The sequence below is a fragment of the Streptomyces sp. MNU76 genome (genome assembly GCF_020982545.1).
Classification (GTDB): domain Bacteria; phylum Actinomycetota; class Actinomycetes; order Streptomycetales; family Streptomycetaceae; genus Streptomyces.
Genome location: NZ_JAJKLK010000022.1, coordinates 31,172 through 55,372, shown reverse-complemented (window position 1 = coordinate 55,372; position 24,201 = coordinate 31,172). Strand labels below are relative to the sequence as shown.

Below are 24,201 nucleotides of genomic sequence, written 5' to 3'. Positions count from 1 at the left end.
CCCGGTGGCACGGGTGCACCGCGAGGTGTGACGGAAGTACGGATGGCGCAACAGATGACAGCAGTGAACGGCATGCACCGCGGGTCTTCGTCCCGCACCCTTGATAAGTCCTGAATCGTGAACTGGTGAATCGGTGAGGTGAAGCGCTGATGAGCACCACCCGGCCTTTCTCGCCGGGCGACCGCGGCCCGGAACCGGGTGCCGGCGGCGCTTCCGGGATGCCGGGCGGGGATCCGCCCGAGGCCCCCGCCGCGAGCCGACTTCCCCGTCGACTCGGCTTCGAGGGCGAGAGCGGCGTGGTGCCGCTCGCCCGTGACTTCACCCGCCAGGCGCTGTACGCGTGGGGGTGGCTGCCGGCCGCCACCGCGGACCAGCGGGCCGCGGCCGAGGACGTGCTGCTGGTCGTCTCCGAACTGGTCACCAACGCCTGTCTGCACGCCGGGGGCCCGGCAGAATTGCGCATCGGGTACGACAACAAGGTGCTGCGCATCGAGGTGTCCGACCGGGGGACGGGCAGCCCGGCGCCGCGCACACCGCATCGGGCCGGACGGCCGGGCGGACACGGGATGTTCATCGTGCAGCGGCTCTGCCTGGACTGGGGGGTCGTACGGGCCCCCGGGGAGTCCGGGAAGACGGTGTGGGCGGAGCTGGGAGCACCCGCGTAGCAGCCACCCGCGTGGTGGCCGCGCCCTCCCTCTCGTGAACCGCGGGGCCGCCGTTGAGGCGTGCGCCGAAGCCGTCGACACGCATCCGAACACATCCGACACTTGCGCGTGTCTTCCTTCTCCAAGGGCCCCGGCGTACCTTGAGCCGCCGATCTGATGTTCCGTCAGAATGTGGGGTGCCGAGGTGTCGTACCGGACGTACCAGAAACGAACCGCCGCGCTCGCGACCCTCGCGGCCCTGGCCGGCTCGGCGGTGCTGATGGCCGCCCCGGTGGCCCATGCCGAGGTCGTGGACGTCGAGTACAACTGCAAGACGCCGATCGGGGACAAGTCCGCGGTGTCGCCGATCGACATCAAGGGCGTCGAGAGCGGCGACGGCTACAAGATCACGATGTCGTGGCAGAAGGGCGTCTCGTCCAGCCCGGTCGAGCTGGGCAAGGGCGCGATGACGCCGAGCGCCACGATCGAACTGGGCGGGGCCGAGAGCGGCACGCTCACGGTGACGGGGCCGGCGAACCAGGAGGCGATCCCGGCCAACACCCCGATCAAGATCAACGACCTGAGCGGCACCTACACCCCGAAGGAGACCGGCAAGGTCGAGTTCACGGCGGGTGTGCTCACCATCAAGGCCCTCGGCACGGTGACCACCTGCACGCCGGGCAACGATCCCGGGCCGTCCCTGACCCTCGACGTCACCGCCGCGGGCGGTTCGGGGAGCGGGGCCGACACGGGTGGCTCGGGCGGGTCGAGCACTACGGGTGGTACGGGTGGTTCGGGCGGCGAGTTGCCGCAGACCGGGCCCCTGGACTCGGCGGTCGCTCTCGGCACGCTCGGCGGCACGGTGCTGCTCGCGGGCACGGCCGGAGTGCTGTGGGTGACGCGCAGGAACCAGGCGGTACGTCGCTGACGGGAGCCGAACGTGATCAGTAGGCGGCGGAGGCGGATCCCGGCGTCGTGCGTACGGGTGCTCACAGTGACGGTGCTCGCCCTCGCGATGGGGCTTCCGGCATCCCTCGCGGATGGCCCCGCACAGGCGCAGGCGCGGGCGGCCGCGGGGGAGCAGACCGTGAAGCTGTCCAAGTCGGAGGCGGGGACCGGCGGTTCGGTCACCGTGACCGGCAGCGGCTGGCGGCCGAGGGCGATCCTGATGGTGCTGATCTGCGGTCGGTCGACGCCGTCGACGGGGGTGCCCGGGGGCACCGACTCCTGCGCCAACGCCGACGGACGGGCCGTCACCGTCGACGACAAGGGCGCGTTCCGCCGGGAGTTGCCGGTGGCGGAGCCCTCGGTGCCGTGCCCGTGCGTCGTGCACGTCTCCACCATCACCGGCCCCAAGGCCGAGGCCGACGCGGCGTTCCGGGTCGCGGGGCACTCGGTCGAGCCGCTGCCGCGGGAGGCGGCCGGCGGCCGGCTGTCCCTGCTGGCGGACGGCCGACTGACGGGCTCCAGCGGCCTGTTGACCTGGTTCGGTGCACCGCCCGCCCGTGAACTGGTCCTCACCGTCGGCAACGTCGGCACCTCCCCGGTGAAGGACCCGGTGTTCCAGGTGGGCACCTCCCACGGCGTGTTCGCGCCGCGCTGGGAGGAACAGCGGTGGCGCGGCACGGTCCGGCCGGGCGGCGAGGCCCGCATCACCCTGCCCGTCGACCTCGCGGCCGGGGCCCACGGGGACTACACCGTCTCCCTCAAGTACGGCGGCAGGGTCCTCACCGAGCAGACGTGGAGCGTGGGCCGCCCCTGGGGCGTCACCCTCTTCTGGCTGATGCTCTGCCTCGTCGTGCCCGCCGCGCTGTTCCGGATCGGCATGGCGGTGGTGGACCGCGTGCGGCCGGGGCGCGAGGCTCCCGCGCGGAAACGCCGAAGGCGCCGCCTCGCCGCCCTCCCCGCCTGGCTTCCCAGGCCGCCTCCGTCGACCGCCGCCCACGCCCAGCCCCGTACCCCACCACCCCCACCACGCACGACATCCGCGCCCCTGCCGTGGTTCACCCCCGACACGGACATGCAGACGGAGGCTTCGAAGGCCGCGGCGGGCCGCCGAACCCGAAAGGGTGACACCTGAGCTCGCTGCGGCAGCCCTGAACCCATGGGCGGCGACTGGGCTTCACCGAAGAAGAAGTCCACCGTCCGCTGCGGCTTCAAGAACTTCCCTAGGGGCGGCGGAGTGGAGACGCGGAGGAAGTAGCCCTCACGAACGGCTCGTGCGCGTCATGCGTCGCGGGGCCCGGTACGTCTCGTTTCCGGGCGAGCCGGGCCCCGCGAAGCCGTCGATCTCAGTGGACGTCGCCCATCAGCCGCTTGACCTTGCCGCGGTACAGGAACAGTGCGGCACCGGCGATCGCCGCCAGCGTGGCCTCGACGGCGACGAAGCCGCTCCGGTCGAGGTTGACGCCGCCGACGGCCGGGTTGGAGAGCAGCGCGGTGACCGAGTCGCCCGCGGTGACCGCGAGGAACCAGACTCCCATCATCTGGGAGGCGTACTTCGCCGGTGCCATCTTCGTGGTGACCGACAGACCCACCGGGGAGAGCGTCAGCTCACCGAGGGTCTGGACGAAGTAGATCGCGGCGATCCACGACGCGGCGGCCTTCTGCCCGTCCCCGGTGATCGCCAGCGGGGCGAGGAAGAGGAAGAAGGACGCGCCGATCAGCAGCAGCGCTGTGGCGAACTTGGCGATCGTGCTGGGCTCCTGGCCCCGCCGGTTCAGCCACACCCACAACCAGGCGAAGACGGGCGCCGCCGCCATGATCATGACCGGGTTGAGGGACTGGTACCACGAGACCGGGAACTCCCGGCCGAGCACGCTGTTGTCGGCCGACTCCTTGGCGAAGATCGCCAGGGTGGAGGCGCCCTGGTCGTAGATCATCCAGAAGACCGCAGCGGCGACGAAGAACCAGATGAACGCCGACATCTTGGACTGCTCGACGGAGTCCAGGGCACGGTCCCGCTTGATGCGGGCGATGACCCAGATCGGGATGATCAGGCCGATCGCCGTGAGCGGGATGATCGCCCAGTTGAGGGTGTAGAGGCCGGCGAAGCCCACGACGGCGTAGAAGATCACCGGAACGGCCAGCCACAGCAGACCCTTGCGCAGGATGGCCGACTTCTCCTCGGAGGACATCGGCGTCGGGACGATCTCGCTGCGCTCGCTCAGATGGCGGCTGCCGATCAGGAATTGCGCCAGACCCAGTCCCATGCCGAGCGCGGCCAGAGCGAACCCGAGGTGCCAGTTCACCTTCTCGCCGACGGTGCCGATGAGCAGCGGCGCGGCGAAGGCGCCCGCGTTGATGCCGATGTAGAAGAGGGTGAAGCCGCCGTCCCGGCGCGGGTCGTCGGGGCCGTCGTAGAGGTGGCCGACCATCGTCGAGATGTTGGCCTTCAGCAAACCCGAGCCGATCGCGACGAGCGCCAGGCCGATGTAGAAGGTTCCGGCCGACGGCAGGGCCAACGTCAGGTGCCCCGCCATGATGACCAGGCCCGCGAGGGCGACCGTCCTGCGAGGGCCGAGGAAGCGGTCCGCGACCCATCCGCCGGGCAGGGTGAGCAAGTACACCAGTGACGCGTACACCGAGCCGATGGTGATCGCAGTCGCCGCGCCGAGGTTCAGGCCGCTCGGGGCCACCAGGTACAGCGGGAGAAGAGCCTTCATTCCGTAGTAGGAGAATCGCTCCCACATCTCGGTCATGAAGAGTGTGGCCAGTCCGCGGGGGTGGCCGAAGAAGGTGCCCTCGGTGCCGGGGGTTCCCCGGCCGGCCGAGTCCTTCGTCAGGCTGGACGCCATGGTTGTTCCTTGCAGTTCGGGACGGCGCACGTGGGGGCGCGCCCACAGGTGGTTCCGCACATGAAAGAGACCTTCAGCGCATATATGCCGCCAAAGGTCCCCGCATGTAGCTACAGGCGTTCCGTCACCATACGCCAGGAGGACGCAGGATCCGGAAGGCCTTGAGAGTCGAATCACGGGTAAGAAAGCCCTGGTGATCGCATATTCGAAGGTCGGTCGGGGGTTCAGGTCGTGCAGGCGCAGGAAGGGGACGCGCAGGGCGCGGCGCGGCGACGCACCGTTCACGGGACCGGCGCGGGATCCTCGTCGGACCCGGCCGCCATCTCCACGCGGTGACGCGGATCTTCACCGGTGACGGACGAAACGCCCAGTGCAGTGGATCATGCCCCGGGAGAGTAAGAGAACCGTTGGACAAAGGTGTGAATCGTGCTTCCCGATCACCCTCCACCTGCGGTTCTCGGCGGACTACCATCACCCCATGACCCGTGTACTGCTCGCCGAGGACGACGCGTCCATCTCGGAGCCGCTGGCCCGCGCACTGCGTCGGGAGGGGTACGAGGTGGAGGTCCGCGAGGACGGCCCCACCGCGCTGGACGCCGGAATGCAGGGTGGCGTCGACCTGGTCGTCCTGGACCTGGGGCTGCCCGGCATGGACGGCCTGGAGGTCGCCCGACGGCTGCGGGCCGAGGGCCACACCGTGCCGATCCTCATCCTGACCGCGCGCGCGGACGAGGTGGACACCGTCGTCGGCCTCGACGCGGGCGCCGACGACTACGTCACCAAGCCCTTCCGGCTCGCCGAGCTGCTCGCCCGCGTGCGGGCCCTGCTGCGGCGCGGTTCGACGGAGCCGGCGCAGCCGCCCGCCACCCATGGCGTGCGGATCGACGTCGAGTCCCACCGGGCGTGGATGGGGGACGAGGAACTCCAGCTCACGGCCAAGGAGTTCGACCTGCTGCGGGTGCTCGTGCGCGACGCCGGCCGGGTCGTCACCCGTGACCAGCTGATGCGCGAGGTCTGGGACACGACCTGGTGGTCCTCGACGAAGACCCTCGACATGCACATCTCCTGGCTGCGCAAGAAGCTGGGCGACGACGCGGCGAATCCGCGGTACATCGCGACGGTGCGCGGGGTCGGCTTCCGGTTCGAGAAGAACTGACCCCTGCCGAGGGCTGAGCCGGGCGTCTCACGGCACGGCACGGCTCGGGTGCGGGGTCGTGGGGCGGGCCGCGGGCACGTCGTGGCCGGTCGCGCAGTTCCCGCGCCCCTGACGGGGCTTCGCCCCCGGCACCGCCCCCGCTCCGCGGCGGGCGCCGGGTGCCGCACAATCAGAGGTCCAGGAACACCCGCCCGCCCGGAGGGCAACCGTGCGTCGCCGTCTCATCCAGTCCACCCTCGCCGTGGTCCTCGTGGTCATCGCCGTCTTCGGCGTCTCCCTGGTCATCGTCGAGACCCGGACGATCAGCAACAGCGCCGAGGAACGCGTGGAGTCCGAGGCGGTCCAGCTGACGAGCATCGTGGACAGCCGGATCATCAGCGACGAGAGGATCACCGCCGAGGTCCTCCGGGACCAGGTCGGCGACGAGCGCTACGCCCGTATCGAGATCCCCGGCCAGTCCACGATCGAGATCGGCGAGAAGCCCGTCGGCGACGTCATCAGCCACCAGGCCACCGGCGAGAAGGACGAGGTCGTCACGGTCGAGGAGTCCCGCTCGGCGGTCAGCCGCGAGGTCGGCCGGACGCTGCTGATCATCGCGGCCGTCGCCCTGCTGGCCGTCATCGCGGCCGTCGTCCTCGCCGTACGCCAGGCCAACCGCCTCGCCTCCCCCCTCACCGACCTCGCCGAGACCGCCGAACGGCTCGGCTCCGGCGACCCGCGCCCCCGCCACAAGCGCTACGGCGTCCCCGAGCTCGACCGGGTCGCCGACGTGCTGGACGCCTCCGCCGAACGCATCGGCCGCATGCTGACCGCCGAGCGGCGCCTCGCCGCGGACGCGTCCCACCAGCTGCGCACACCGCTGACCGCGCTGTCGATGCGGTTGGAGGAGATCACCCTCACCGACGACATCGACACGGTGAAGGAGGAGGCGCACATCGCGCTCACCCAGGTCGAGCGGCTCACGGACGTCGTGGAGCGGCTCCTGACCAACTCCCGCGACCCCCGCAACGGTTCCGCCGTCTCCTTCGAACTCGACGAGGTCATCAAGCAGCAGCTGGAGGAGTGGCGGCCGGCCTACCGCAGCGCCGGGCGGGCCGTCGTCAGCTCCGGCAAGCGGCACCTCCAGGCCGTGGGCACGCCCGGCGCGGTCGCGCAGGTGCTGGCCGCGCTGATCGAGAACTCGCTGATGCACGGGGGCGGTACGGTCGCGCTGCGCACCCGCGTCACCGGGAACCAGGCGGTGATCGAGGTCACCGACGAGGGGCCCGGCGTACCGGCCGACCTCGGCGCGCGGATCTTCGAGCGGGCGATCAGCGGGCGCAACTCGACGGGCATCGGGCTGGCCGTCGCACGTGACCTCGCCGAGGCCGACGGCGGCCGCCTGGAGATGCTCCAGGCGCAGCCGCCGGTGTTCGGACTGTTCCTGTCGCGCACGCCGGTGCGCACGCCTGCCGGCGAGCACCGGCCGGTCAGGTAGACCGACGGTCACTCGGCACTCGGCACTCGGCGGCGGCACCCGGCGGTCGGTGTGAGGGTTCGCGGACGAGCCGCGGCCTTTCCGGGCCGCAGGACGGCGGCTGCCGGTCCGGTGGGGCTTCCGGGGGCCTCCGGTGGGGCTTCTCGCGCAGTCCCCCGCGCCCCTGAAAAGCAGGGCGTGCTCCCTCAGCGGCGTTTGCCCGTGACCGTCCGCGGGTGGGCGGATTCCGCTTCCAGGAACGATTCCGCGTCGGCCACCGTCTCGCGGGCCGGGAGGGCCCGGAACACCCAGCTGCGGTACGACCAGAACCGGAAGAGGGTCGCGACGCCGATGCCGAGGAACTTGAAGACGTTGGACTGCAGGGGGCTGTCCCAGCCGAAGCCGTACGTGGCCGTGTAGAGGACGCCGTTCTCGATGACCAGGCCGACCGCGCTGAACAGCAGGAACAGTGTCAGTTCCTTCGTGCGGCGGCTCTTGTCGCGGTCCCGGTACGTGAAGTGGCGGAAGCCCACGTAGTTGAACGCGATGGCGACGACCGTGGCGATGACGCTGGCCCGGACCACCTGGAGCTCGGTGGTGTGGCGCACGAGGTTGAACACCCCGAGGTTCACCAGCAGCCCCGCACCGCCCACCGCGCCGAACTTGGCGACCTCACGGACCAGCAGGTCGAGTCGGCGGCGCAGGGCGCCGCGGGGCCTCGTATCAAGCCCCGAGCTGGTACTTCCCATCGTGTGCGGCCCCGTCGCTCGGTTCCGGTCGGTGTCGTGCCGGTGGTCAGCCGGGTCGCTGTCCCGTCCGAAAAGATCTGGATGACCGGAGAAGAATTGATCTTCCGTCGACATCCACTGGTCCAGCCATGCTAACCAGCGCCCCTGGGCCATGCCTGTGCAGAACCTCACAGCCCGGACACGGAGGAGGTCCGGGCCGGTCCAGGGGGAGACGGGCGGGGAAATCGGGCACCCGGGAGTGGCCGATTCCGTGGCCGATACCCTGGGGGCGTGACGTTCCCGGTAGTCGGCATGGTCGGCGGTGGCCAGCTCGCTCGTATGACACACGAGGCGGGCATCCCGCTCGGCATCAGGTTCAAGCTCCTCAGTGACACCCCTCAGGATTCCGCGGCGCAGGTCGTCGGTGATGTCGTCATCGGCGACTACCGCGACCTGGACACGCTGCGTGCGTTCGCGCAGGGCTGCGACGTGATCACCTTCGATCACGAACACGTACCCACCGAGCATCTACGGGCGCTGGAGGCGGACGGCATCCCCGTGCGCCCCGGCCCGGAGGCGCTCCAGCACGCCCAGGACAAGGGGGTGATGAGGGCGAAGCTCGACGCGATCGGAGTGCCCTGTCCACGGCACCGCATCGTCGCGGACCCCGACGACGTGGCCGCGTTCGCCGCCGAGGGCCTCCCCGAGGGCGCCGAGGGCGACGGGTTTCCGGTCATCCTCAAGACGGTCCGCGGCGGCTACGACGGCAAGGGCGTGTGGGTCGTCCGCTCGGCCGAGGACGCCGCCGAGCCCTTCCGCGCCGGCGTCCCGGTCCTCGCGGAGGAGAAGGTCGACTTCGTGCGGGAGCTGGCGGCCAACGTCGTACGGTCGCCGCACGGCCAGGCCGTCGCCTACCCGGTGGTGGAGTCGCGGCAGGTCGACGGCGTCTGCGACACCGTGATCGCGCCGGCGCCAGACCTGGAGGAGGCGCTCGCGCTGCGCGCCGAGGAGATGGCGCTGCGCATCGCCAAGGAACTGGACGTGGTCGGCCACCTGGCGGTCGAGCTGTTCCAGACCCGGGACGGCCGCATCCTGGTCAACGAGCTGGCGATGCGCCCCCACAACTCCGGCCACTGGAGCCAGGACGGCGCGATCACCTCGCAGTTCGCCAACCACGTACGGGCCGTCCTCGACCTCCCGCTCGGCGACCCGCGCCCCCGCGCCCGGTGGACCGTCATGGTCAACGTCCTCGGTGGCGACTACCCGGACATGTACTCGGCGTACCTGCACTGCATGGCCCGCGACCCGCGGCTCAAGATCCACATGTACGGAAAGGACGTGAAGCCCGGCCGTAAGGTCGGTCACGTCAACACCTACGGCGACGACCTCGACGACGTGCTGGAGCGCGCCCGTCACGCCGCCGGATACCTGAGAGGCACGATCACCGAATGAGCCCTGTGAGCCCCGTCGTAGGCATCGTCATGGGGTCGGACTCCGACTGGCCCGTCATGGAGGCCGCCGCGCAGGCCCTCGACGAGTTCGAGATCGCGTACGAGGTCGACGTCGTCTCGGCGCACCGGATGCCGCGCGAGATGATCGCGTACGGCGAGGAGGCCGCGGACCGGGGCGTCAAGGTGATCATCGCGGGCGCGGGCGGTGCCGCCCATCTGCCCGGCATGCTCGCGTCCGTGACCCCGCTGCCGGTCATCGGCGTGCCGGTGCCGCTGAAGTACCTCGACGGCATGGACTCCCTGCTGTCGATCGTGCAGATGCCGGCCGGTGTGCCCGTCGCGACGGTCTCCGTCGCCGGCGCCCGCAACGCCGGCCTGCTGGCCGCGCGCATCCTCGCCGCGCACGACGAGGAACTCCTCGGCCGTATGCGGGAGTTCCAGCAGGAGCTGAACGACCAGGCGACCGAGAAGGGCAAGCGCCTGCGCACCAAGGTCGAGGGATCGGGCGGCGGCTTCGGCTTCGGGAAGTAGACGTAGGGCAGACGTGACCGACATGACGGGGGACACGGGGGAGATGACCATGACATCGCTGGAGGCGGCCCGGGAGCTGCTGCGGGAGTTCCCGGTCGCGGACGGGCACAACGACCTGCCCTGGGCGCTGCGTGAGCAGGTCGGCTACGACCTGGACGCGCGGGACATCACCGGCGACCAGAGCGCCTTCCTCCACACCGACCTGGCGCGGCTGCGCGCGGGCGGGGTGGGGGCGCAGTTCTGGTCGGTGTACGTCCCCTCCGACCGGCCGGGCGCCGTCACCGCGACCCTCGAACAGATCGACTGCGTACGGCGGTTGCTCGACCGTCACCCCGCGGAGCTGCGGGCCGCGCTGACCGCCGCCGAGATGGAGGCGGCCCGCGCCGAGGGCCGGATCGCCTCCCTGATGGGTGCCGAGGGCGGCCACTCCATCGACAACAGCCTCGCCACGCTGCGGATGCTGTACGCCCTCGGCGTCCGCTACATGACGCTCACCCACAACCACAACATCGCCTGGGCCGACTCCGCGACGGACGAGGCGGCCGTCGGCGGCCTCACCGACTTCGGCCGCGCGGTGGTGCGGGAGATGAACCGCGAGGGGATGCTCGTCGACCTCTCGCACGTGGCCGCGACGACGATGCGGGACGCGCTCGACGCGTCCGTCGCCCCGGTGATCTTCTCCCACTCCTCCTCGCGGGCCGTCTGCGACCACCCCCGCAACATCCCGGACGACGTCCTGGAGCGGCTCCCGGCCAACGGGGGAGTGGCGATGGTGACGTTCGTCCCGAAGTTCGTGCTCCAGGCCGCCGTCGACTGGACGGCCGCCGCCGACGAGAACATGCGGGTCCACGGTCTGCACCACCTCGACACCACCCCCGAGGCGATGGCGGTCCACCGCGCCTTCGAGGAGCAGAACCCCCGTCCGGTCGCCACGGTGGCCACGGTCGCGGACCATCTCGACCACATGCGCGAGGTCACCGGCATCGACCACCTCGGCATCGGCGGCGACTACGACGGCACGGCCTTCACCCCGGAGGGCCTCGGCGACGTCTCCTGCTACCCGCACCTGATCGCCGAGCTGCTCGACCGGGGCTGGTCGCGGACCGACCTGGCCAAGCTGACCTGGCGGAACGCGGTCCGGGTGCTGGGCGCGGCGGAGGACGTGGCCCGGGACCTCCAGGCCCGCACAGGCCCGTCCCACGCGACGCTGGAACAGCTGGACGGGTGACGCCGGACGGGTGACGCCGGGCGCCGCCCGGGTCTCACCCGGGTGGCGTAGCGGCGGCCCCGCGACGGCCGTTCAACCCGAACGCCCCACCCACCAGGAAGGCGGGCGGCCTCCGTGCCACGGTGACGAGTACTGCGATCACCCAACGGCTACGGAGGTTTGCCATGGCAGATCTGCAGGACGAACTGCAAGCCGCGGGGGAGGCCGGCGAACTCGACACGCCCCCCGACCCCACCCGCGCCGAGCCCGCGCGCAAACGAGACCGGCGCCCACCGGTGGCGGAGCCGATAGCCCCCGGCGCCGACGGCCACCCCGACGATGGCGAGGCGGACGACGTCCGCCCCCATGGCCCGACCGACGTCCGCCGCGGTGGAGCGGACGTCCCCGGGGCCCCTGACGGCGAAGCCGTCGTGGTGGCCGGACCCGCCGCATCCCCGTCCCCCTCGCCGTCCTCGCCCTCCTCGGAGCTGGCCGAGGCGGACGCCTTCCTCGTCGCGCACCCCGTCGCCGACGGCTACAGCGGACTGCCGTGGGTGCTGCGTCAGCTGCCCCGCTACGACCTGGAGCTGGGCGAGGGCGGCGTGGACACCGACGTGCCGCGCATGCGCAAGGGGCACATCGGCGCGCTGTTCTGGTCGCTGCACCTCCCGGAGGGCCTCGCGGGCGAGCGGGCCGTGGGAGCCACGCTGGAGCAGCTGGACCTGGTCAGGACGGTCGTCGACGCCCACCCCGAGGGCCTGCGGCTCACGCACAGCGCCGGCGAGACCACCGACGCCCGCAACTGCGGTCGGGTGGCCGTCCTGCTGGGCCCCGCCGGAGCCCCGGCGATCGGCGACTCCCTCGCCATCCTGCGCTCCCTGCACGCGCTCGGCCTCAAGGCCCTCACCCTCGCCGGCGCGTCCTGGGCGGGCGAGTCCGGGCTGAGCAGGTTCGGCGAGGAGGTGGTCCGCGAGATGAACCGCATCGGCGTTCTCGCCGACCTCTCCGGAGCCTGCGAGGAGACGGTCCGCCGGGCGCTCGCGGTCTCCCGCGCCCCGGTGGTGTGCACCCGCTCGGCGGCCGCCGCGCTGCGGTCCCACCCGGCCAACCTCCCCGACGACATCCTCGCCGCGCTGGGCGAGGCGCGGGGCCTGTGCATGGTGCCGCTCACCGCCGAGCAGACCGGTCCCTCGGTCCGCGACGTCGCCGACCACCTCGACCACGTCCGCGCGATCGCCGGCCCCGAGTGCGTCGGCCTCTCCGGCACCTACGACTCCGGTGCCGCCCACCCGCGGGACCTCACCGACGCCTCGTGCTACCCCCGCCTCGTCGCCGAACTCATGCACCGGGGCTGGTCCGAACCCGACCTCGCCCTCCTCACCTGGGGCAACGTCCAACGCGTCCTGCGCACCGCCGACTTCACCGCGAGGGCGGCACGCGACCGCCGGGAGGCCTCGACGGCGAGGATCGCGGAACTGGACGGCTGACGGGGGCCGCGCCCCTGAATGGGGCGCAGCCCTCTTTCAGGGGCGCGGGGAACTGCGCGACCAGCCACGAACGACCCGCAGCCGCCGAACCCGCCCTGCGCCCCTCCCCCTACCGCGAACTCGGCAGCAGCGGAGCTCAAGCGCGGCAAAGACAGAACGGATGCCCCGCCGGATCCGCGTACACCCGGAAACCCCGCTCACGATCCGCCGCGTCCAGCACCGTCGCCCCCAGCGCCAGCACCTCCTTCTCCGCGGCGTCCATGTCCTCCACGTTCAGGTCGAGATGGAACTGCTGCGACCGCTCGGCCGAGGGCCACTCGGGCGCCACGAACCCCGGCGCCTTCTGGAACGCCAGCCGCGCACCCCGCCCGGCACCTCCAGATCCACCCAGTCCCTCCCCGCTGACCTTCCCACCCATCACCTCGTCGTAGAACCCGGCGAGGGCGGCCGGGTCGGGACAGTCCAGAACGACGACATCCAGCGTGGCGATGGCCATGGCCTTCTCCTTGCTCGTTCTCTGCTCTTCCGCACATCTGTGGTTGCCTGAAGAAAAGGGTAACCAGTAACGGTTACCTTACGCACCCCATTAAGAGGTAACCTCCCGTCATGAGTGAGAGAGCGTCCGCCCCCGGCGGCCTGGCACTCGTCGAGAGCCTGGTCAACACGCTGGACCTGGAGACGGGCGCCGACAGCCTGGAGACCCCGGAGGCGCGCGCAGGCCTGGGCCTGGCGGCGGACGAGGACCTCACGTCCGTGCGCGAGCTGCGGGAGTCCCTCCGCGCGACCCTGCTGGCCCACGCCGGTCACGCCCCGCACCGGCCGGTGACGCCGCTGGGCACCCTCCTGGCCGCGGCACCGCTCGTCGTCGCGGTCTCCGCCGAGGACGGCTCGGCGAGCCTGCGCCCCGCCGTCGACCCGGCCCCCCTGCTCTCCCGCGTGGCCGCGGCCGTCGCCGAGGCCCTCACGGCGGGCACCTGGCAACGCCTCAAGGCCTGCCAGGCACCCGACTGCCACTGGGCGTACTACGACCGCAGCCCGGCAGGCCGCGGCCGCTGGTGCTCGATGCAGGTGTGCGGCGCCCGTGCGAAGATGCGCCGCTACCGAGCGAAGTGAACGCTTCGGCCCCGGCGAAGTAAGCGCTTCGCCCCCGCCGGGCGCCGGAACGTGGACAATAGGAAAAGACGCCGTTCCGGCCGACTGAGCCTCGGCCGGAACGGCGTCACCTTCCGCTGCCCTCCGCGGGGGCCCGAGCCCCGTCGGCGCGGCCCTACGCGGTCGGCCGTCCCATCGCCCGGTACGTCCACCCCGCACGGCGCCACAGCTCAGGGTCCAGCGCGTTGCGGCCGTCCAGCACCAGCCGCGTCGACGCGACCTCGCCCAGCTCCGCCGGGTCCAGCTCGCGGAACTCGCTCCACTCGGTCAGATGCAGCACGATGTCGGCGCCGCGTACGGCCTCCAGCGCGGTGTCGGCGTACCCGAGCGTCGGGAAGAGCCGCCGCGCGTTGTCCATGCCCTTGGGGTCGTAGACGGTGACCTGGCCGCCCTGGAGGTGGATCTGCCCGGCCACGTTGAGGGCGGGGGAGTCGCGTACGTCGTCGGAGTCGGGCTTGAAGGTGGCGCCGAGCACGGCGACCCGCTTGCCCAGGAAGGAGCCGCCGCCCAGTGCCTGCCGGGCCAGCTCCACCATCTGACCGCGCTGGCGCATGTTGATGGAGTCGATCTCCCGCAGGAACGTCAGGGCCTGGTCGGCGCCCAGCTCACCGGCGCGCGCCATGAACGCCCGGATGTCCTTCGGCAGACACCCGCCGCCGAAGCCGATGCCGGCGCGCAGGAACTTCTTGCCGATCCGGTCGTCGTGCCCGATGGCCTCCGCCAGCTTGGCGACATCGCCCCCGGCGGCCTCGCACACCTCGGCCATGGCGTTGATGAAGGAGATCTTGGTGGCGAGGAAGGAGTTCGCGGAGGTCTTCACCAGCTCGGCCGTCGGGAAGTCGGTGACGACGAAGGGCGAACCCTCCTCGACCGGCGTCGCGTACACCTCACGCAGCAGCTTCTCGGCCTTGTCGCTCCGCACACCCACCACGATCCGGTCGGGGTGCAGCGTGTCGTTCACGGCGAAGCCCTCGCGCAGGAACTCCGGGTTCCAGGCCAGCTCGGCTTCCGCCCCGGCCGGCGCGTGCTCGGCGAGATAGGCGGCCAGCCGGTCGGCGGACCCCACCGGCACGGTCGACTTGCCGACGACGAGGGCCGGGCCCGTCAGATGCGGGGCGAGCGAGGCGAAGGCGGCGTCGACGTACGACATGTCGCAGGCGTACTCGCCGTGCCGCTGCGGGGTGTTCACACAGACGAAGTGGACGTCGCCGAAGGCCGCGACCTCGGCGTAGTCGGTCGTGAAGCGCAGCCGCCCGCTGGACCCCTCGATCCCGGCGACGTGCTTGCGCAGCAGCTCCTCCAGGCCCGGCTCGTACATCGGGACCTCACCGCGCCGGAGCATGTCGATCTTCTCTTCGACGACATCAAGCCCGAGCACCTCGAACCCCAGCTCGGCCATGGCCGCGGCGTGTGTCGCGCCGAGATAGCCGGTGCCGATCACGGTGATCTTGAGGGCCATGGGTGCTCCTGGGGTGTCCGGCCGAGGGGGGTGTGCATGCCCGCACAGCCGCGTGCGGGCATGCACGTGAGCATAGTCGGGGGCCTGTTCGAGTCCTTGACCGGGCAGATTCCCCCGGAGAGGGGTCGAGGCCCGTCGCCCCTGTCGTCAAACTCACGTACCCGTGGCGTGGCCGGACCTTTAAAATTTGAGTTACTTAACGGTAGTTAGCGTCAGGAGCGTGAGAGACCTTGGCCGGATCGGCTGATTTCGACCTGTACCGCCCGTCCGAGGAGCACGACATGCTCCGTGACGCGATCCGTTCCCTCGCCGAGGCGAAGATCGCGCCCCACGCCGCCGCCGTGGACGAGGAGGCCCGCTTCCCGCAGGAGGCGCTGGACGCGCTGGTCGCGAACGACCTGCACGCCGTGCACGTGCCCGAGGAGTACGGCGGTGCCGGCGCCGACGCGCTCGCCACGGTCATCGTGATCGAGGAAGTGGCGCGCGCCTGTGTGTCCTCCTCCCTCATCCCGGCCGTCAACAAGCTCGGCTCGCTGCCGGTGATCCTCTCCGGCTCCGAGGAGCTGAAGAAGAAGTACCTGGGCCCGCTCGCCAAGGGCGACGCGATGTTCTCGTACTGCCTCTCCGAGCCGGACGCGGGCTCCGACGCGGCCGGGATGAAGACCCGCGCGGTCCGTGACGGCGACCACTGGATTCTCAACGGCGTCAAGCGCTGGATCACCAACGCGGGCGTCTCCGAGTACTACACGGTCATGGCCGTCACGGACCCGGAGAAGCGCTCCAAGGGAATCTCCGCGTTCGTCGTCGAGAAGTCCGACGAGGGCGTCTCCTTCGGCGCACCGGAGAAGAAGCTCGGCATCAAGGGCTCCCCGACCCGCGAGGTCTACCTCGACAACGTCCGCATCCCCGCCGACCGCATCATCGGCGAGGAGGGCACCGGCTTCGCCACGGCGATGAAGACCCTGGACCACACCCGCATCACCATCGCCGCCCAGGCCCTCGGCGTCGCCCAGGGCGCCCTCGACTACGCCAAGGGCTATGTCCAGGAGCGCAAGCAGTTCGGCAAGCCGATCGCCGACTTCCAGGGCATCCAGTTCATGCTCGCCGACATGGCCATGAAGATCGAGGCCGCCCGCGCCCTGACCTACCAGGCCGCCGCCAAGTCCGAGCGCGGCGACAAGGACCTCACCTTCCAGGGCGCCGCCGCCAAGTGCTTCGCCTCCGACGTCGCCATGGAGGTCACCACGGACGCCGTCCAGCTCCTCGGCGGCTACGGCTACACCCGCGACTACCCGGTCGAGCGCATGATGCGCGACGCCAAGATCACGCAGATATACGAAGGCACGAACCAAGTGCAGCGGATCGTGATGGCCAGGAACCTTCCCTAGCAGGTTCTTGCGGGTCAGGTGCGGGTGCGGGCTGACAAACGGCCGATGACCCGCGCGAACGGCGCAGCCCCCGGCGTACGGTCGGGGGCTGTTTCCGTGCGCCGATCAGCACCTTCCTCATGTATGCCCTTGCGGTTATATAACGCTAGGTGCATATTGAGGGTGTGTCCCTGCCTTTCGATGCGCTGGCCGATTCCACGCGGCGGCGGATGCTCGGGCTGCTGCTCGGGCGTCCCCGTCTCGTGGGTGAGATCGCCCATGAGCTGGAGATGAGTCAGCCTCGGGTGTCCAAGCATCTGCGGGTGCTGCGTGAAGCCGGGCTGGTCACGGTACGGGCGGAAGCGCAGTGTCGCTGGTACGAGCTCCGTCCGGAGCCGTTGGCCGACCTTGACTCCTGGCTCGCTCCGTATCGTCGGCTCTGGACGGAACGCCTGGATGCGCTGGAAGGGCACCTGGACAGGATGCCCGACGTCCCCGAGGAGCCGTGTCAGGCGGCTGAGGAGCAGTGAAGAGATGAGCGCGACCAGGACCATCACCGTCGACGGCCGACCTGCCCTGCGATTCGAACGTCATCTGAAGCACAGCCGGGAGAAAGTCTGGTCGGCCGTCACCGACCCCCGCCATCTGAGCCAGTGGTACCCGATGCGGGTGACGGAGCTGGAGCCCAGGGTCGGCGGTCGGATTGCCCTCGACGATGGCGAGGGCGCGGTCTACACGGCCACCGTCACGCACTTCGAGCCGCTGCGGCTGTTCGCCTTCGACGAGCACGCCCCGGACGGCGAGAAGCGCGAGTACGACGACCACCTCAGGATCGAGCTGCGCGACGAAGACTCCGGTTGCCTGCTGGTGTTCACGCATGTCCTGGCCGACCCCTCGATCGCCGACGGCGCCTCCGGAGGCTGGGAGGCATGTCTGGACGAGCTCACGGCGAGGCTCGAAACGGCCTGGTAGTGCTTCGTCACGCTGGGTGGCTCGGTTGTTCGCGGGCGACTTCCCGAGGTGAGGTTGGGGGAAGTGGAGCGGCTCCGGGGTGAGTTGGCGGGTTCGTTGCCGATGGCCGGCGTGCACGGTCGTTGCGCGCCTTCGTAACCCCTCCGGCGCATTCCGTGCTCGGCCCCCGGCGCCCGCCGAAGGCCGTTGTCGTACGGGGCTGATGGGGCGGACTGTTTCCGTCCGCCCGATGGCGGTCGGGGGCGGGGAGGCGTAGGACGGAAGGTGCGGCGGTCCGGCCCCGGATCCCGTTCTCCCACCACCCCCAGGAGGAGCCATGACGCAGCAGGCCGGGAACATGACCGCGATGAGCAAGGAGATGCAGGACTGCGTCAACGCCTGCATGACGTGCCACAGCGTGTGCGAGGAGACCATGAGCTCCTGCATGCAGGCCGGCGGTCAGGCCCAGATGCAGATCATGCGCGCCCTGATGGACTGCGCCGAGATGACCCGTATGTGCGCGGACATGATGATGCGCCGCTCGCCGCTGTCCGCCGAGATGTGCGCGATGTGCGCCCGCGCCTGTGACATGTGCGCCGAGGCGTGTATGTCCATGCCGGACGATCAGCAGATGATGCGCTGTGCCGAGGCGTGTCGCCGCTGCTCGGAGACGTGCCGGACGATGGCGGGCGCGACCGCCTGACGCGTCGCGCGAGACGTCCGCACGACCCGAACGCACCAACGACCGAGGGGCACCCCCCATGGATCAGGGGGGTGCCCCTCGGTCACGCCGGCCGTCGGGTCAGTTGCTCGACACCGTCACCGTCTCGTCGTTCTTCAACTGCTCCACCAGCTGCTTCACCTTCGCGGTGTCCCACTGGAGGTTGCCGTTGGCGGAGTTGCCGGAGATCGGCATGTTCATCGACTTGCCGTCGCCGCCCGTCACGCCCTTCATCGCCCAGAACATGTCGGCCAGGTCGAACAGGCTCATGTCCTCGTCGACGATCAGGGTGTCCAGACCCGCGCTCATCGTCGGGTACAGCTTGAAGGGGTTCAGCACCGTGCTCGGCGTCGCCGTCTGACTGGCGAGGGCCGCGAGGAACTTCTGCTGGTTCTTCGTACGGTCCAGGTCGCTGCCCGCGAGGGCGTAGCGGGTCCGGACGAACGCGAGGGCCTGCTCGCCGTTGAGGTTCTGCTTGCCCGCCTCGAAGTCGGCACCGGACTTGGTGTCCTTCATGCCGCCCTTCGGGATCTCGATCTCGACCCCGCCGACCGCGTCGACGATGTTCGCGAAGCCGGCGAAACCGATCTCCACGTAGTGGTCGATGCGCAGTCCCGTGTTGGCCTCGACGGTACGCACGAGCAGCTCGGGCCCGTCCTCCGCGTACGCCGCGTTCAGCTTCACCTGACGGCCGGTGCCCTTGTAGGTCTTGCCGGACTCCGAGCCCACGAACGTCGGTATCTCCACGTTCGAGTCACGGGGCAGCGAGATCAGCGTCGGGCCGCCCGAGCCGGTGTGCAGGATCATCATCGAGTCCGTGCGCTTGCCGTCGGCGGACCCGGTGTGGAGTTCCTTCTTCTGCTCGTCGGACAGGCCCGCGCGGCTGTCGGAACCGACGATCAGGTAGTTCGTGCCCTCGCCCTCGGACGGCCGGTCGATGACCTTGGAGAGGTCGACCTCGCGGTTCAGCTTGGAGTCGGCCCAGAAGTAGGTGCCGATCGTCGTGGCGAGCAGTACGACGGTGACCGTGATCGCGGTCAGCTTGATGCGGCGCCCCCAGTTCGGTGTGCCGCGTTCGCCCCGGCCACCGCCGTGGCCGCCGCCGCCCACGCCGCCGGCGCCGTAGACCTGGCCGGTGTTGTAGTCGCTGTTGTAGCCGCCGCCGTACTGCTGCTGGTCGGGGCCGCTGTTGCCGTAGCCGTCACCGTACGAGTCGCCGTACGACGGCTGCTGGGGCACGCCACCCTGAGGGGGTGCCGACGGGCCGCGACGGACCTGGCGCATCACGCGCGGTCCCTCGGGCTGGGCGTAGTCGCCGCCGCGGTTGTTGCCGGACCATCCCTCGGGCCAATCGTTCATGCGCCCCAGTGTGCCGGGTCGGGCTGTGTCCTTTACAAGGGTCGACGAAAAACCAGGGCAGTGCTGTTGCCAAGCTGACACAAATCGCACTCAAGTCGAACAGTGATGGGTCCGCCCAGGCAGTGTCGGCCCTCCTCAGGCGCAGGTCACCTGGTCGCCGCGTACCACTCCCGACTCGCCGCGCTCCGGGTCCTCGGCGCGTACCTTGCGGACGCCCTTGAAGTCCGTGCCGGCGACCACCTTCATGACAGGGCCCTGCGCGCGGACCGGGCGGAGCTGCGAGCCCGGGAGGGCGGCCGCGAGGGAGCGGGCGGAGCGGTCCCAGCGGGGGTCGTGGAAGACCAGGGTGCGGGTGGCGTTCGGCTGCGCGGCGTTGACCGGGGTCCTCGTGGTGCGGAAGCCGGTGGCGGCCAGCTGGCGGTCGACCTTCTTGCCGAGGCCCGGGACGGCGGTGCCGTTCTCGACCTGGACGCGGATCTGCTGCGGGGCCACGTCGACGAGCGCGTAGGAGCCGCGCGCCTTGTAGGGGGCGAGGGGGCGGTCGTCGCGCAGGGCGTCGAAGAGGCGGGCGGCCTTGGCGTCGTCCCACTTCAGGGTCGAGCCGACGCCCTCCACCGCGTACCCCATGCGCCCGATGGGCACGGTGGTGAACTCCGACGAGGCCGGGGTGAGGTTGCGCATCGCGCGGCCGAGGTCGATCAGCTCACCGGTGCCGAACTCCTTGTCGGCGCGGACGGAACCGAGGACGGCCTGGGTGATGTCGCGGAACTTCATCGGGTTGAGCAGCACCCCGGAGGAGGTGGCCTGGGACATCAGGGACGCCATGAACCGCTGCTGGCGCTTCATCCGGCCCAGGTCGGAGGAGCCGTCGGCGTGCCGGGAACGGACGTACTGGAGGGCCTCGCCGCCGTCCAGCTCATGGGTGCCCGCGTCCAGGTCGAGGCCGGTGTAGGAGTCCTTGAGGGGGCGCGTGGTGCAGATCTCGACGCCGCCGAGGACGTCGACGGTCCGCATGAAGCTGGTGAAGTCGACCTCGACGTAGTGGTCGATCTTCACCTTGGTCATGTGCTCGACGGTGCGCACGGTCAGCTGCGGCCCGCCCTCCGCGTAGGCCGCGTTCAGCTTGATCGGGTGGGAGCGTGAGACCTTGCCGGTCGCGCGGTCGGTGTGCTCGGGCGTCTCGGCGTACGAGTCGCGCGGCAGGCTCACGACGCTCGCGCGCTCCCTGTCCTCCGAGATGTGCACGATCATCATCGTGTCCGTGCAGTGGCAGGGGGCCCCGCCCAGCCGGTACCTGCGCCGCTCCTCCTCGCTGATCCGGTCGCGGCCGTCGGTGCCGACCAGCAGCACGTTCATGCCGTGGCCCGCCTCGGGGCGGTTCTTCATGTCCTTGAAGGCGTCGACCCGCTTGATCTCGCCGTCCAGGCGGGTCACCACCGCGTGCCCGATGCCCGCGGCGGCCAGCACCACCACCGAGAGCGTGGTCACCGCCCGCATGGCCCAGCCCCGCCGCCGGGGGCGCACGGGGGGCCGGGGCTGCTGCGGACGGGCTGGACGGCGGGGCGGTGTGGACACGGGGGACACCTCCGCGAGACCGGTCAGGGGAAGGGGGAGAAGTCAGAGAACCTTGAGCACCGTAGGGTCCCGGCCTCCGCGCCCCGCGCACGCGCCCGGGCGGCGCGCGTTCGTGTCCCCCGTTCGCGGTAACGTGAGCCCCCTATGAACGCCAAGCCCGACGTGCAGCTCCCCGCCGTGTCCGTGATCATGCCCGTCCTCAACGAGGAGCGGCATCTGCGCGGAGCCGTCCAAGCGATCCTCGCGCAGGAGTACGCCGGCGAGATGGAGGTCGTGATCGCCCTCGGTCCGTCCACGGACCGCACGGACGAGATCGCCGCCGAGCTCGTACGCGAAGACCCGCGCGTCCACACGGTCCCGAACCCCACCGGCCGGACGCCCGCCGCCCTCAACGCCGCGATCAAGGCCTCCCGCCACCCGATCGTGGTCCGGGTCGACGGCCACGGCATCCTCTCCCCGAACTACATCGCCACCGCGGTCCGGCTCCTGGAGGAGACCGGCGCGCAGAACGTCGGCGGCATCATGCACGCCGAGGGCGAGAACGACTGGGAGCACGCGGTCGCCGCCGCGATGACCTCGAAGATCGGCGTCGGCAACGCCGCCTTCCACACGGGCGGCGAGGCGGGTCCGGCCGAGACGGTCTACCTGGGTGTCTTCCGGCGCGAGGCGCTGGAGCGGCAGGACGGCTACAACGTGGAGTTCATCCGCGCCCAGGACTGGGAGCTGAACTTCCGGATCCGTGAGGCGGGCGGCCTCATCTGGTTCTCGCCCGAGCTGCGGGTGTCGTACCGGCCCCGCCCCAGCGTGAAGGCGCTCGCCAAGCAGTACAAGGACTACGGGCGCTGGCGGCACGTCGTCGCCCGCTACCACGAGGGCTCCATCAACCTGCGCTACCTCGCCCCGCCGGCCGCGGTGTGCGCGATCGTGGCCGGCACGCTGCTGGGCGTCCTGGTGAACCCGCTGGGCTTCGTCGTCCCCGGCGGCTATCTCGCGGCGATCGTCGCGGGCTCGATCCCGGCGGGCAAGGGGCTGCCGCTCAAGGCCCGCCTACAGATCCCTGTCGCCCTCGCCACCATGCACATGTCCTGGGGCTTCGGCTTCCTCACCAGCCCCCGGTCCCTGGCGAAGAAGGTCATCGCGTCCCGCCGCCCCGCGGTGCTGACCGAGGGCTGAGCATCCCGTACGGACGAGCAGGGCCCCGCACGTCGATGACGTGAGGGGCCCTGCTCGGCTACGGACGGCTCGCTGCCCGGCTCAGGTACGGGCGGTCGGCGCGGTCACCAGGTGAACCCCGGATCGACCTTCATGCACGCCTTCTTGTTGGCGCCGTTGAGGGCGTCCGCCGACTCGGGAGTCGTGTCGTCCTGCTTCTCGGCCTGGTACGTCTTCCCCTCCCGCCAGTCGGCCCCGACGACGAGCGTGACACCGCTGACGTTCGTGGACTTCTCCACCTGGCCCAGTGGGATGCCGAGGGCCTTGGCGACGGCCTGGGCGTCGCCCTCCAGCTCGGCGCTCGGGAAGCGCACGACCGTCTTGTCCTCGGCGGTCGCGGTGGTCGCGTCGGACGAGGACTTGGCGAAGCCCTCCTCGACGAGCAGCTGGGACACCGTGTGGGCGCGGCCGGCGACCGGGGCGAGGGTGGAGGTCATGGTGCCGTTGACCACCAGCACCCCGATCTCGTCCTTCGCCGCCGCCGGGTCGTCGGACGTCGCGTCCTCGGTGGCGGCCTTCTTCTTGTCCTTGCCGTCCAGGGAGATGTCCTCGCGCACGAGCCGGAACAGCTTCTCCGCGTCGCCCTCCTTGGGGACGACGCGCGCGCCGGCGTACGTGTACGGCATCGTCGTCATCGTGATCCGGGCGGGCTCGACCTTGCGCAGCTCCATGCTGAGGTCGTAGAGCTTGGCGACGTCACCGAGGCCCTCGTCGACGGTGAGCGCGTCGGTGGCCTCCTCGGCGAGCCTGCGCAACTTGTTCGGGTTGGTGATCGTGGCGTTCTCGCGCAGCTCGCGGACCATGGCGTTCATGTACTGGTGCTGGGCCTTGGCGCGCGCGATGTCGCTGCCGTCCTCGAAGCCGTACCGGGTGCGCAGCCACTGCAGGGCCTGCTTGCCCTTGATGTACGTGGTGCCCTTCTCCAGCTTCAGCCCCGAGCCCTTGCCGTCGCTGGTGTGCGAGTAGATGTTGGCGTCCACACAGACGGGCACGCCGCCGATCGCGTCGGCCATCGACACCACGCCGGAGAAGTCGACCATCATGAAGTGGTCGATGCGGATCCCGGTCAGCTTCTCCCAGGTGGCGACCGTGCAGCCGGGGCCGCCGCGCTCCAGCGACTGGTTCGTCATCACATGGGTGAGCGCCTCGTACACCTCGCCGCTGTCCGGGTCGGTGCACTTGGGGATGTCCAGCAGGGTGTCGCGGGGCATGCTGACGACCGACATGTTGGTGCGGTCGGCCGACAGGTGCAGCAGCATCTGGACGTCGGCGAGCGCCGGCCCGTTGAAGTTCTCCTTGGCGCCGCCGAGCTTCTGGTTCTCGGCGGTGTCCCGCGCGTCCGAGCCGATCAGCAGGATGTTCAGCGGGGTCTGGCCGGCCGCGTTCGGCGTCGGCTCGGCGATCTTCGTGTCGCCGAGGTTCAGCTTCTCCTTCTTGATGTTGCCGTTGAGGTGCTGGTAGTAGAGGTAGCCGGCACCGGCGGTGCCGAGTATCACCACCGCCAGGACCGTCGCCGACCAGCGCAACACCCGTCTGCGCCGGGGCCTTTCGGGGGCCTTCGCGCGCCCCCGGCCACCGCCACCGCCACCGCCACCGCTGTCGCGGCGCTTCCGTCCGGCCTGCTCGGGCACCCTGACGTCCGTGTCGCCGTCCGAGCCGGACGCCTCGCCCCTCGGATTCGGGTCCCCGTCCTGCGGATCCAGGTCCCCGTCCTGCTCGCCGGGTTCCTCGACACGCGGTCGCCCCCGTCCCCGCGCACGTCGCTCCGTACCATCTCCCTGCCCTCCCCACCCTGCCGTGGCGGGGCCGTCCCCGCCTCCTGTTGGACCGTCGAGAACCCAACCGGGATGTACTCATGTTCTGTTGAACGCGTCATGTGTTCCGACCGGATGACATGTGGACACGGGTCGGCGGCGGCACGTACCGCCCCACGGCACTTTCGACGACA

Annotated in this window: 22 protein-coding genes; 15 read left to right on the top strand and 7 right to left on the bottom strand. The window is 70.7% G+C overall.

Going from position 1 to position 24,201, the window contains the following annotated elements; translation table 11 throughout:
• Positions 1–149 precede the first annotated feature (149 nt).
• The 3 genes from E4N62_RS35295 to E4N62_RS35285 all read left to right on the top strand — a co-directional run bounded on the left by E4N62_RS35295 (position 150) and on the right by E4N62_RS35285 (position 2,724).
• On the top strand, positions 150–665 hold the full coding sequence (locus tag E4N62_RS35295) for an ATP-binding protein (RefSeq protein ID WP_230221064.1): 516 nt from the start codon (positions 150–152) through the stop codon (positions 663–665).
• Positions 666–834: 169 nt separating this feature from the next.
• Complete coding sequence (locus E4N62_RS35290) at positions 835–1,572, top strand: LPXTG cell wall anchor domain-containing protein (protein WP_230221062.1); 738 nt, start codon at positions 835–837, stop codon at positions 1,570–1,572.
• Between the two features lie 87 nt (positions 1,573–1,659).
• Positions 1,660–2,724: a hypothetical protein gene (locus tag E4N62_RS35285; RefSeq protein WP_230221681.1), complete on the top strand. Its 1,065-nt coding sequence runs from the start codon at positions 1,660–1,662 to the stop codon at positions 2,722–2,724.
• Between the two features lie 211 nt (positions 2,725–2,935).
• Here E4N62_RS35285 and E4N62_RS35280 read toward each other — a convergent pair whose 3' ends face one another.
• Entirely contained in the window at positions 2,936–4,441 is a 1,506-nt protein-coding gene (locus E4N62_RS35280) for a peptide MFS transporter (RefSeq protein WP_230221060.1), read from the bottom strand.
• Between the two features lie 478 nt (positions 4,442–4,919).
• Here E4N62_RS35280 and E4N62_RS35275 point away from each other — a divergent pair, with 478 nt between their 5' ends.
• On the top strand, positions 4,920–5,597 hold the full coding sequence (locus E4N62_RS35275) for a response regulator transcription factor (RefSeq protein ID WP_230221057.1): 678 nt from the start codon (positions 4,920–4,922) through the stop codon (positions 5,595–5,597).
• Positions 5,598–5,805: 208 nt separating this feature from the next.
• Positions 5,806–7,074, top strand: a complete 1,269-nt coding sequence (locus E4N62_RS35270) for an ATP-binding protein (protein ID WP_230221055.1) — start codon at positions 5,806–5,808, stop codon at positions 7,072–7,074.
• A gap of 185 nt (positions 7,075–7,259) precedes the next feature.
• Here E4N62_RS35270 and E4N62_RS35265 read toward each other — a convergent pair whose 3' ends face one another.
• Complete coding sequence (locus tag E4N62_RS35265) at positions 7,260–7,802, bottom strand: GtrA family protein (protein ID WP_230221053.1); 543 nt, start codon at positions 7,800–7,802, stop codon at positions 7,260–7,262.
• 270 nt (positions 7,803–8,072) lie between these two features.
• Between E4N62_RS35265 and E4N62_RS35260 the strand changes: the two genes are divergently transcribed.
• From E4N62_RS35260 to E4N62_RS35245, 4 genes are all read left to right on the top strand, one after another.
• Positions 8,073–9,233, top strand: a complete 1,161-nt coding sequence (locus E4N62_RS35260) for a 5-(carboxyamino)imidazole ribonucleotide synthase (protein WP_230221051.1) — start codon at positions 8,073–8,075, stop codon at positions 9,231–9,233.
• On the top strand, positions 9,230–9,763 hold the full coding sequence (gene purE, locus E4N62_RS35255; RefSeq protein ID WP_230221049.1) for a 5-(carboxyamino)imidazole ribonucleotide mutase: 534 nt from the start codon (positions 9,230–9,232) through the stop codon (positions 9,761–9,763). The genes E4N62_RS35260 and purE overlap by 4 nt, the downstream gene beginning before the upstream one ends.
• Before the next feature lie 43 nt (positions 9,764–9,806).
• Positions 9,807–10,991 carry a dipeptidase gene (locus tag E4N62_RS35250; protein ID WP_230221047.1) on the top strand — a complete coding sequence of 395 codons (1,185 nt, stop codon included), beginning with the start codon at positions 9,807–9,809 and terminating at the stop codon, positions 10,989–10,991.
• A gap of 164 nt (positions 10,992–11,155) precedes the next feature.
• A complete protein-coding gene (locus tag E4N62_RS35245) occupies positions 11,156–12,457 on the top strand; it encodes a dipeptidase (RefSeq protein WP_230221044.1) in 1,302 nt (433 codons plus the stop codon).
• 136 nt (positions 12,458–12,593) lie between these two features.
• Here the strand turns inward: E4N62_RS35245 and E4N62_RS35240 are convergent, their stop codons facing one another.
• Positions 12,594–12,953, bottom strand: coding sequence for a VOC family protein (locus E4N62_RS35240; RefSeq protein WP_230221042.1), 360 nt, complete (start codon positions 12,951–12,953; stop codon positions 12,594–12,596).
• 110 nt (positions 12,954–13,063) lie between these two features.
• Between E4N62_RS35240 and E4N62_RS35235 the strand changes: the two genes are divergently transcribed.
• Entirely contained in the window at positions 13,064–13,570 is a 507-nt protein-coding gene (locus E4N62_RS35235; RefSeq protein ID WP_230221040.1) for a CGNR zinc finger domain-containing protein, read from the top strand.
• A 154-nt stretch (positions 13,571–13,724) separates the two neighbouring features.
• Here the strand turns inward: E4N62_RS35235 and E4N62_RS35230 are convergent, their stop codons facing one another.
• Entirely contained in the window at positions 13,725–15,068 is a 1,344-nt protein-coding gene (locus E4N62_RS35230) for a UDP-glucose/GDP-mannose dehydrogenase family protein (protein WP_230221038.1), read from the bottom strand.
• Positions 15,069–15,298: 230 nt separating this feature from the next.
• On the opposite strand from E4N62_RS35230, the gene E4N62_RS35225 reads away from it, so the two are divergent.
• The 4 genes from E4N62_RS35225 (at position 15,299) to E4N62_RS35210 (ending at position 18,089) form a co-directional block, all read left to right on the top strand.
• Complete coding sequence (locus E4N62_RS35225) at positions 15,299–16,456, top strand: acyl-CoA dehydrogenase (RefSeq protein ID WP_268270192.1); 1,158 nt, start codon at positions 15,299–15,301, stop codon at positions 16,454–16,456.
• Between the two features lie 164 nt (positions 16,457–16,620).
• The gene (locus E4N62_RS35220) at positions 16,621–16,965 is read left to right on the top strand and encodes a helix-turn-helix transcriptional regulator (protein ID WP_230221033.1); all 345 of its coding nucleotides are present in this window, start codon (positions 16,621–16,623) and stop codon (positions 16,963–16,965) included.
• A gap of 4 nt (positions 16,966–16,969) precedes the next feature.
• A complete protein-coding gene (locus tag E4N62_RS35215) occupies positions 16,970–17,407 on the top strand; it encodes an SRPBCC domain-containing protein (protein WP_230221031.1) in 438 nt (145 codons plus the stop codon).
• Between the two features lie 316 nt (positions 17,408–17,723).
• Positions 17,724–18,089, top strand: coding sequence for a four-helix bundle copper-binding protein (locus E4N62_RS35210; protein WP_184893288.1), 366 nt, complete (start codon positions 17,724–17,726; stop codon positions 18,087–18,089).
• 99 nt (positions 18,090–18,188) lie between these two features.
• Here the strand turns inward: E4N62_RS35210 and E4N62_RS35205 are convergent, their stop codons facing one another.
• Both E4N62_RS35205 and E4N62_RS35200 read right to left on the bottom strand, forming a co-directional pair.
• Positions 18,189–19,466, bottom strand: coding sequence for an LCP family protein (locus E4N62_RS35205; protein WP_230221029.1), 1,278 nt, complete (start codon positions 19,464–19,466; stop codon positions 18,189–18,191).
• Between the two features lie 135 nt (positions 19,467–19,601).
• Positions 19,602–20,963, bottom strand: coding sequence for an LCP family protein (locus E4N62_RS35200; RefSeq protein WP_374117159.1), 1,362 nt, complete (start codon positions 20,961–20,963; stop codon positions 19,602–19,604).
• A 222-nt stretch (positions 20,964–21,185) separates the two neighbouring features.
• Between E4N62_RS35200 and E4N62_RS35195 the strand changes: the two genes are divergently transcribed.
• On the top strand, positions 21,186–22,214 hold the full coding sequence (locus E4N62_RS35195) for a glycosyltransferase family 2 protein (protein ID WP_230221025.1): 1,029 nt from the start codon (positions 21,186–21,188) through the stop codon (positions 22,212–22,214).
• Positions 22,215–22,318: 104 nt separating this feature from the next.
• Here E4N62_RS35195 and E4N62_RS35190 read toward each other — a convergent pair whose 3' ends face one another.
• Positions 22,319–23,884: an LCP family protein gene (locus tag E4N62_RS35190; RefSeq protein ID WP_230221023.1), complete on the bottom strand. Its 1,566-nt coding sequence runs from the start codon at positions 23,882–23,884 to the stop codon at positions 22,319–22,321.
• Positions 23,885–24,201 lie beyond the last annotated feature (317 nt).

Bases quoted from the DNA above. Each gene is read 5' to 3' on its own strand.
- E4N62_RS35295 (WP_230221064.1), top strand. From the start codon at position 150: ATGAGCACCACCCGGCCTTTCTCGCCGGGCGACCGCGGCCCGGAACCG.
- E4N62_RS35290 (WP_230221062.1), top strand. From the start codon at position 835: ATGTGGGGTGCCGAGGTGTCGTACCGGACGTACCAGAAACGAACCGCC.
- E4N62_RS35285 (WP_230221681.1), top strand. From the start codon at position 1,660: ATGGGGCTTCCGGCATCCCTCGCGGATGGCCCCGCACAGGCGCAGGCG.
- E4N62_RS35280 (WP_230221060.1), bottom strand. From the start codon at position 4,441: ATGGCGTCCAGCCTGACGAAGGACTCGGCCGGCCGGGGAACCCCCGGC.
- E4N62_RS35275 (WP_230221057.1), top strand. From the start codon at position 4,920: ATGACCCGTGTACTGCTCGCCGAGGACGACGCGTCCATCTCGGAGCCG.
- E4N62_RS35265 (WP_230221053.1), bottom strand. From the start codon at position 7,802: ATGGGAAGTACCAGCTCGGGGCTTGATACGAGGCCCCGCGGCGCCCTG.
- purE (WP_230221049.1), top strand. From the start codon at position 9,230: ATGAGCCCTGTGAGCCCCGTCGTAGGCATCGTCATGGGGTCGGACTCC.
- E4N62_RS35250 (WP_230221047.1), top strand. From the start codon at position 9,807: ATGACCATGACATCGCTGGAGGCGGCCCGGGAGCTGCTGCGGGAGTTC.
- E4N62_RS35245 (WP_230221044.1), top strand. From the start codon at position 11,156: ATGGCAGATCTGCAGGACGAACTGCAAGCCGCGGGGGAGGCCGGCGAA.
- E4N62_RS35240 (WP_230221042.1), bottom strand. From the start codon at position 12,953: ATGGCCATCGCCACGCTGGATGTCGTCGTTCTGGACTGTCCCGACCCG.
- E4N62_RS35235 (WP_230221040.1), top strand. From the start codon at position 13,064: ATGAGTGAGAGAGCGTCCGCCCCCGGCGGCCTGGCACTCGTCGAGAGC.
- E4N62_RS35230 (WP_230221038.1), bottom strand. From the start codon at position 15,068: ATGGCCCTCAAGATCACCGTGATCGGCACCGGCTATCTCGGCGCGACA.
- E4N62_RS35215 (WP_230221031.1), top strand. From the start codon at position 16,970: ATGAGCGCGACCAGGACCATCACCGTCGACGGCCGACCTGCCCTGCGA.
- E4N62_RS35210 (WP_184893288.1), top strand. From the start codon at position 17,724: ATGACGCAGCAGGCCGGGAACATGACCGCGATGAGCAAGGAGATGCAG.
- E4N62_RS35205 (WP_230221029.1), bottom strand. From the start codon at position 19,466: ATGAACGATTGGCCCGAGGGATGGTCCGGCAACAACCGCGGCGGCGAC.
- E4N62_RS35200 (WP_374117159.1), bottom strand. From the start codon at position 20,963: ATGCGGGCGGTGACCACGCTCTCGGTGGTGGTGCTGGCCGCCGCGGGC.
- E4N62_RS35195 (WP_230221025.1), top strand. From the start codon at position 21,186: ATGAACGCCAAGCCCGACGTGCAGCTCCCCGCCGTGTCCGTGATCATG.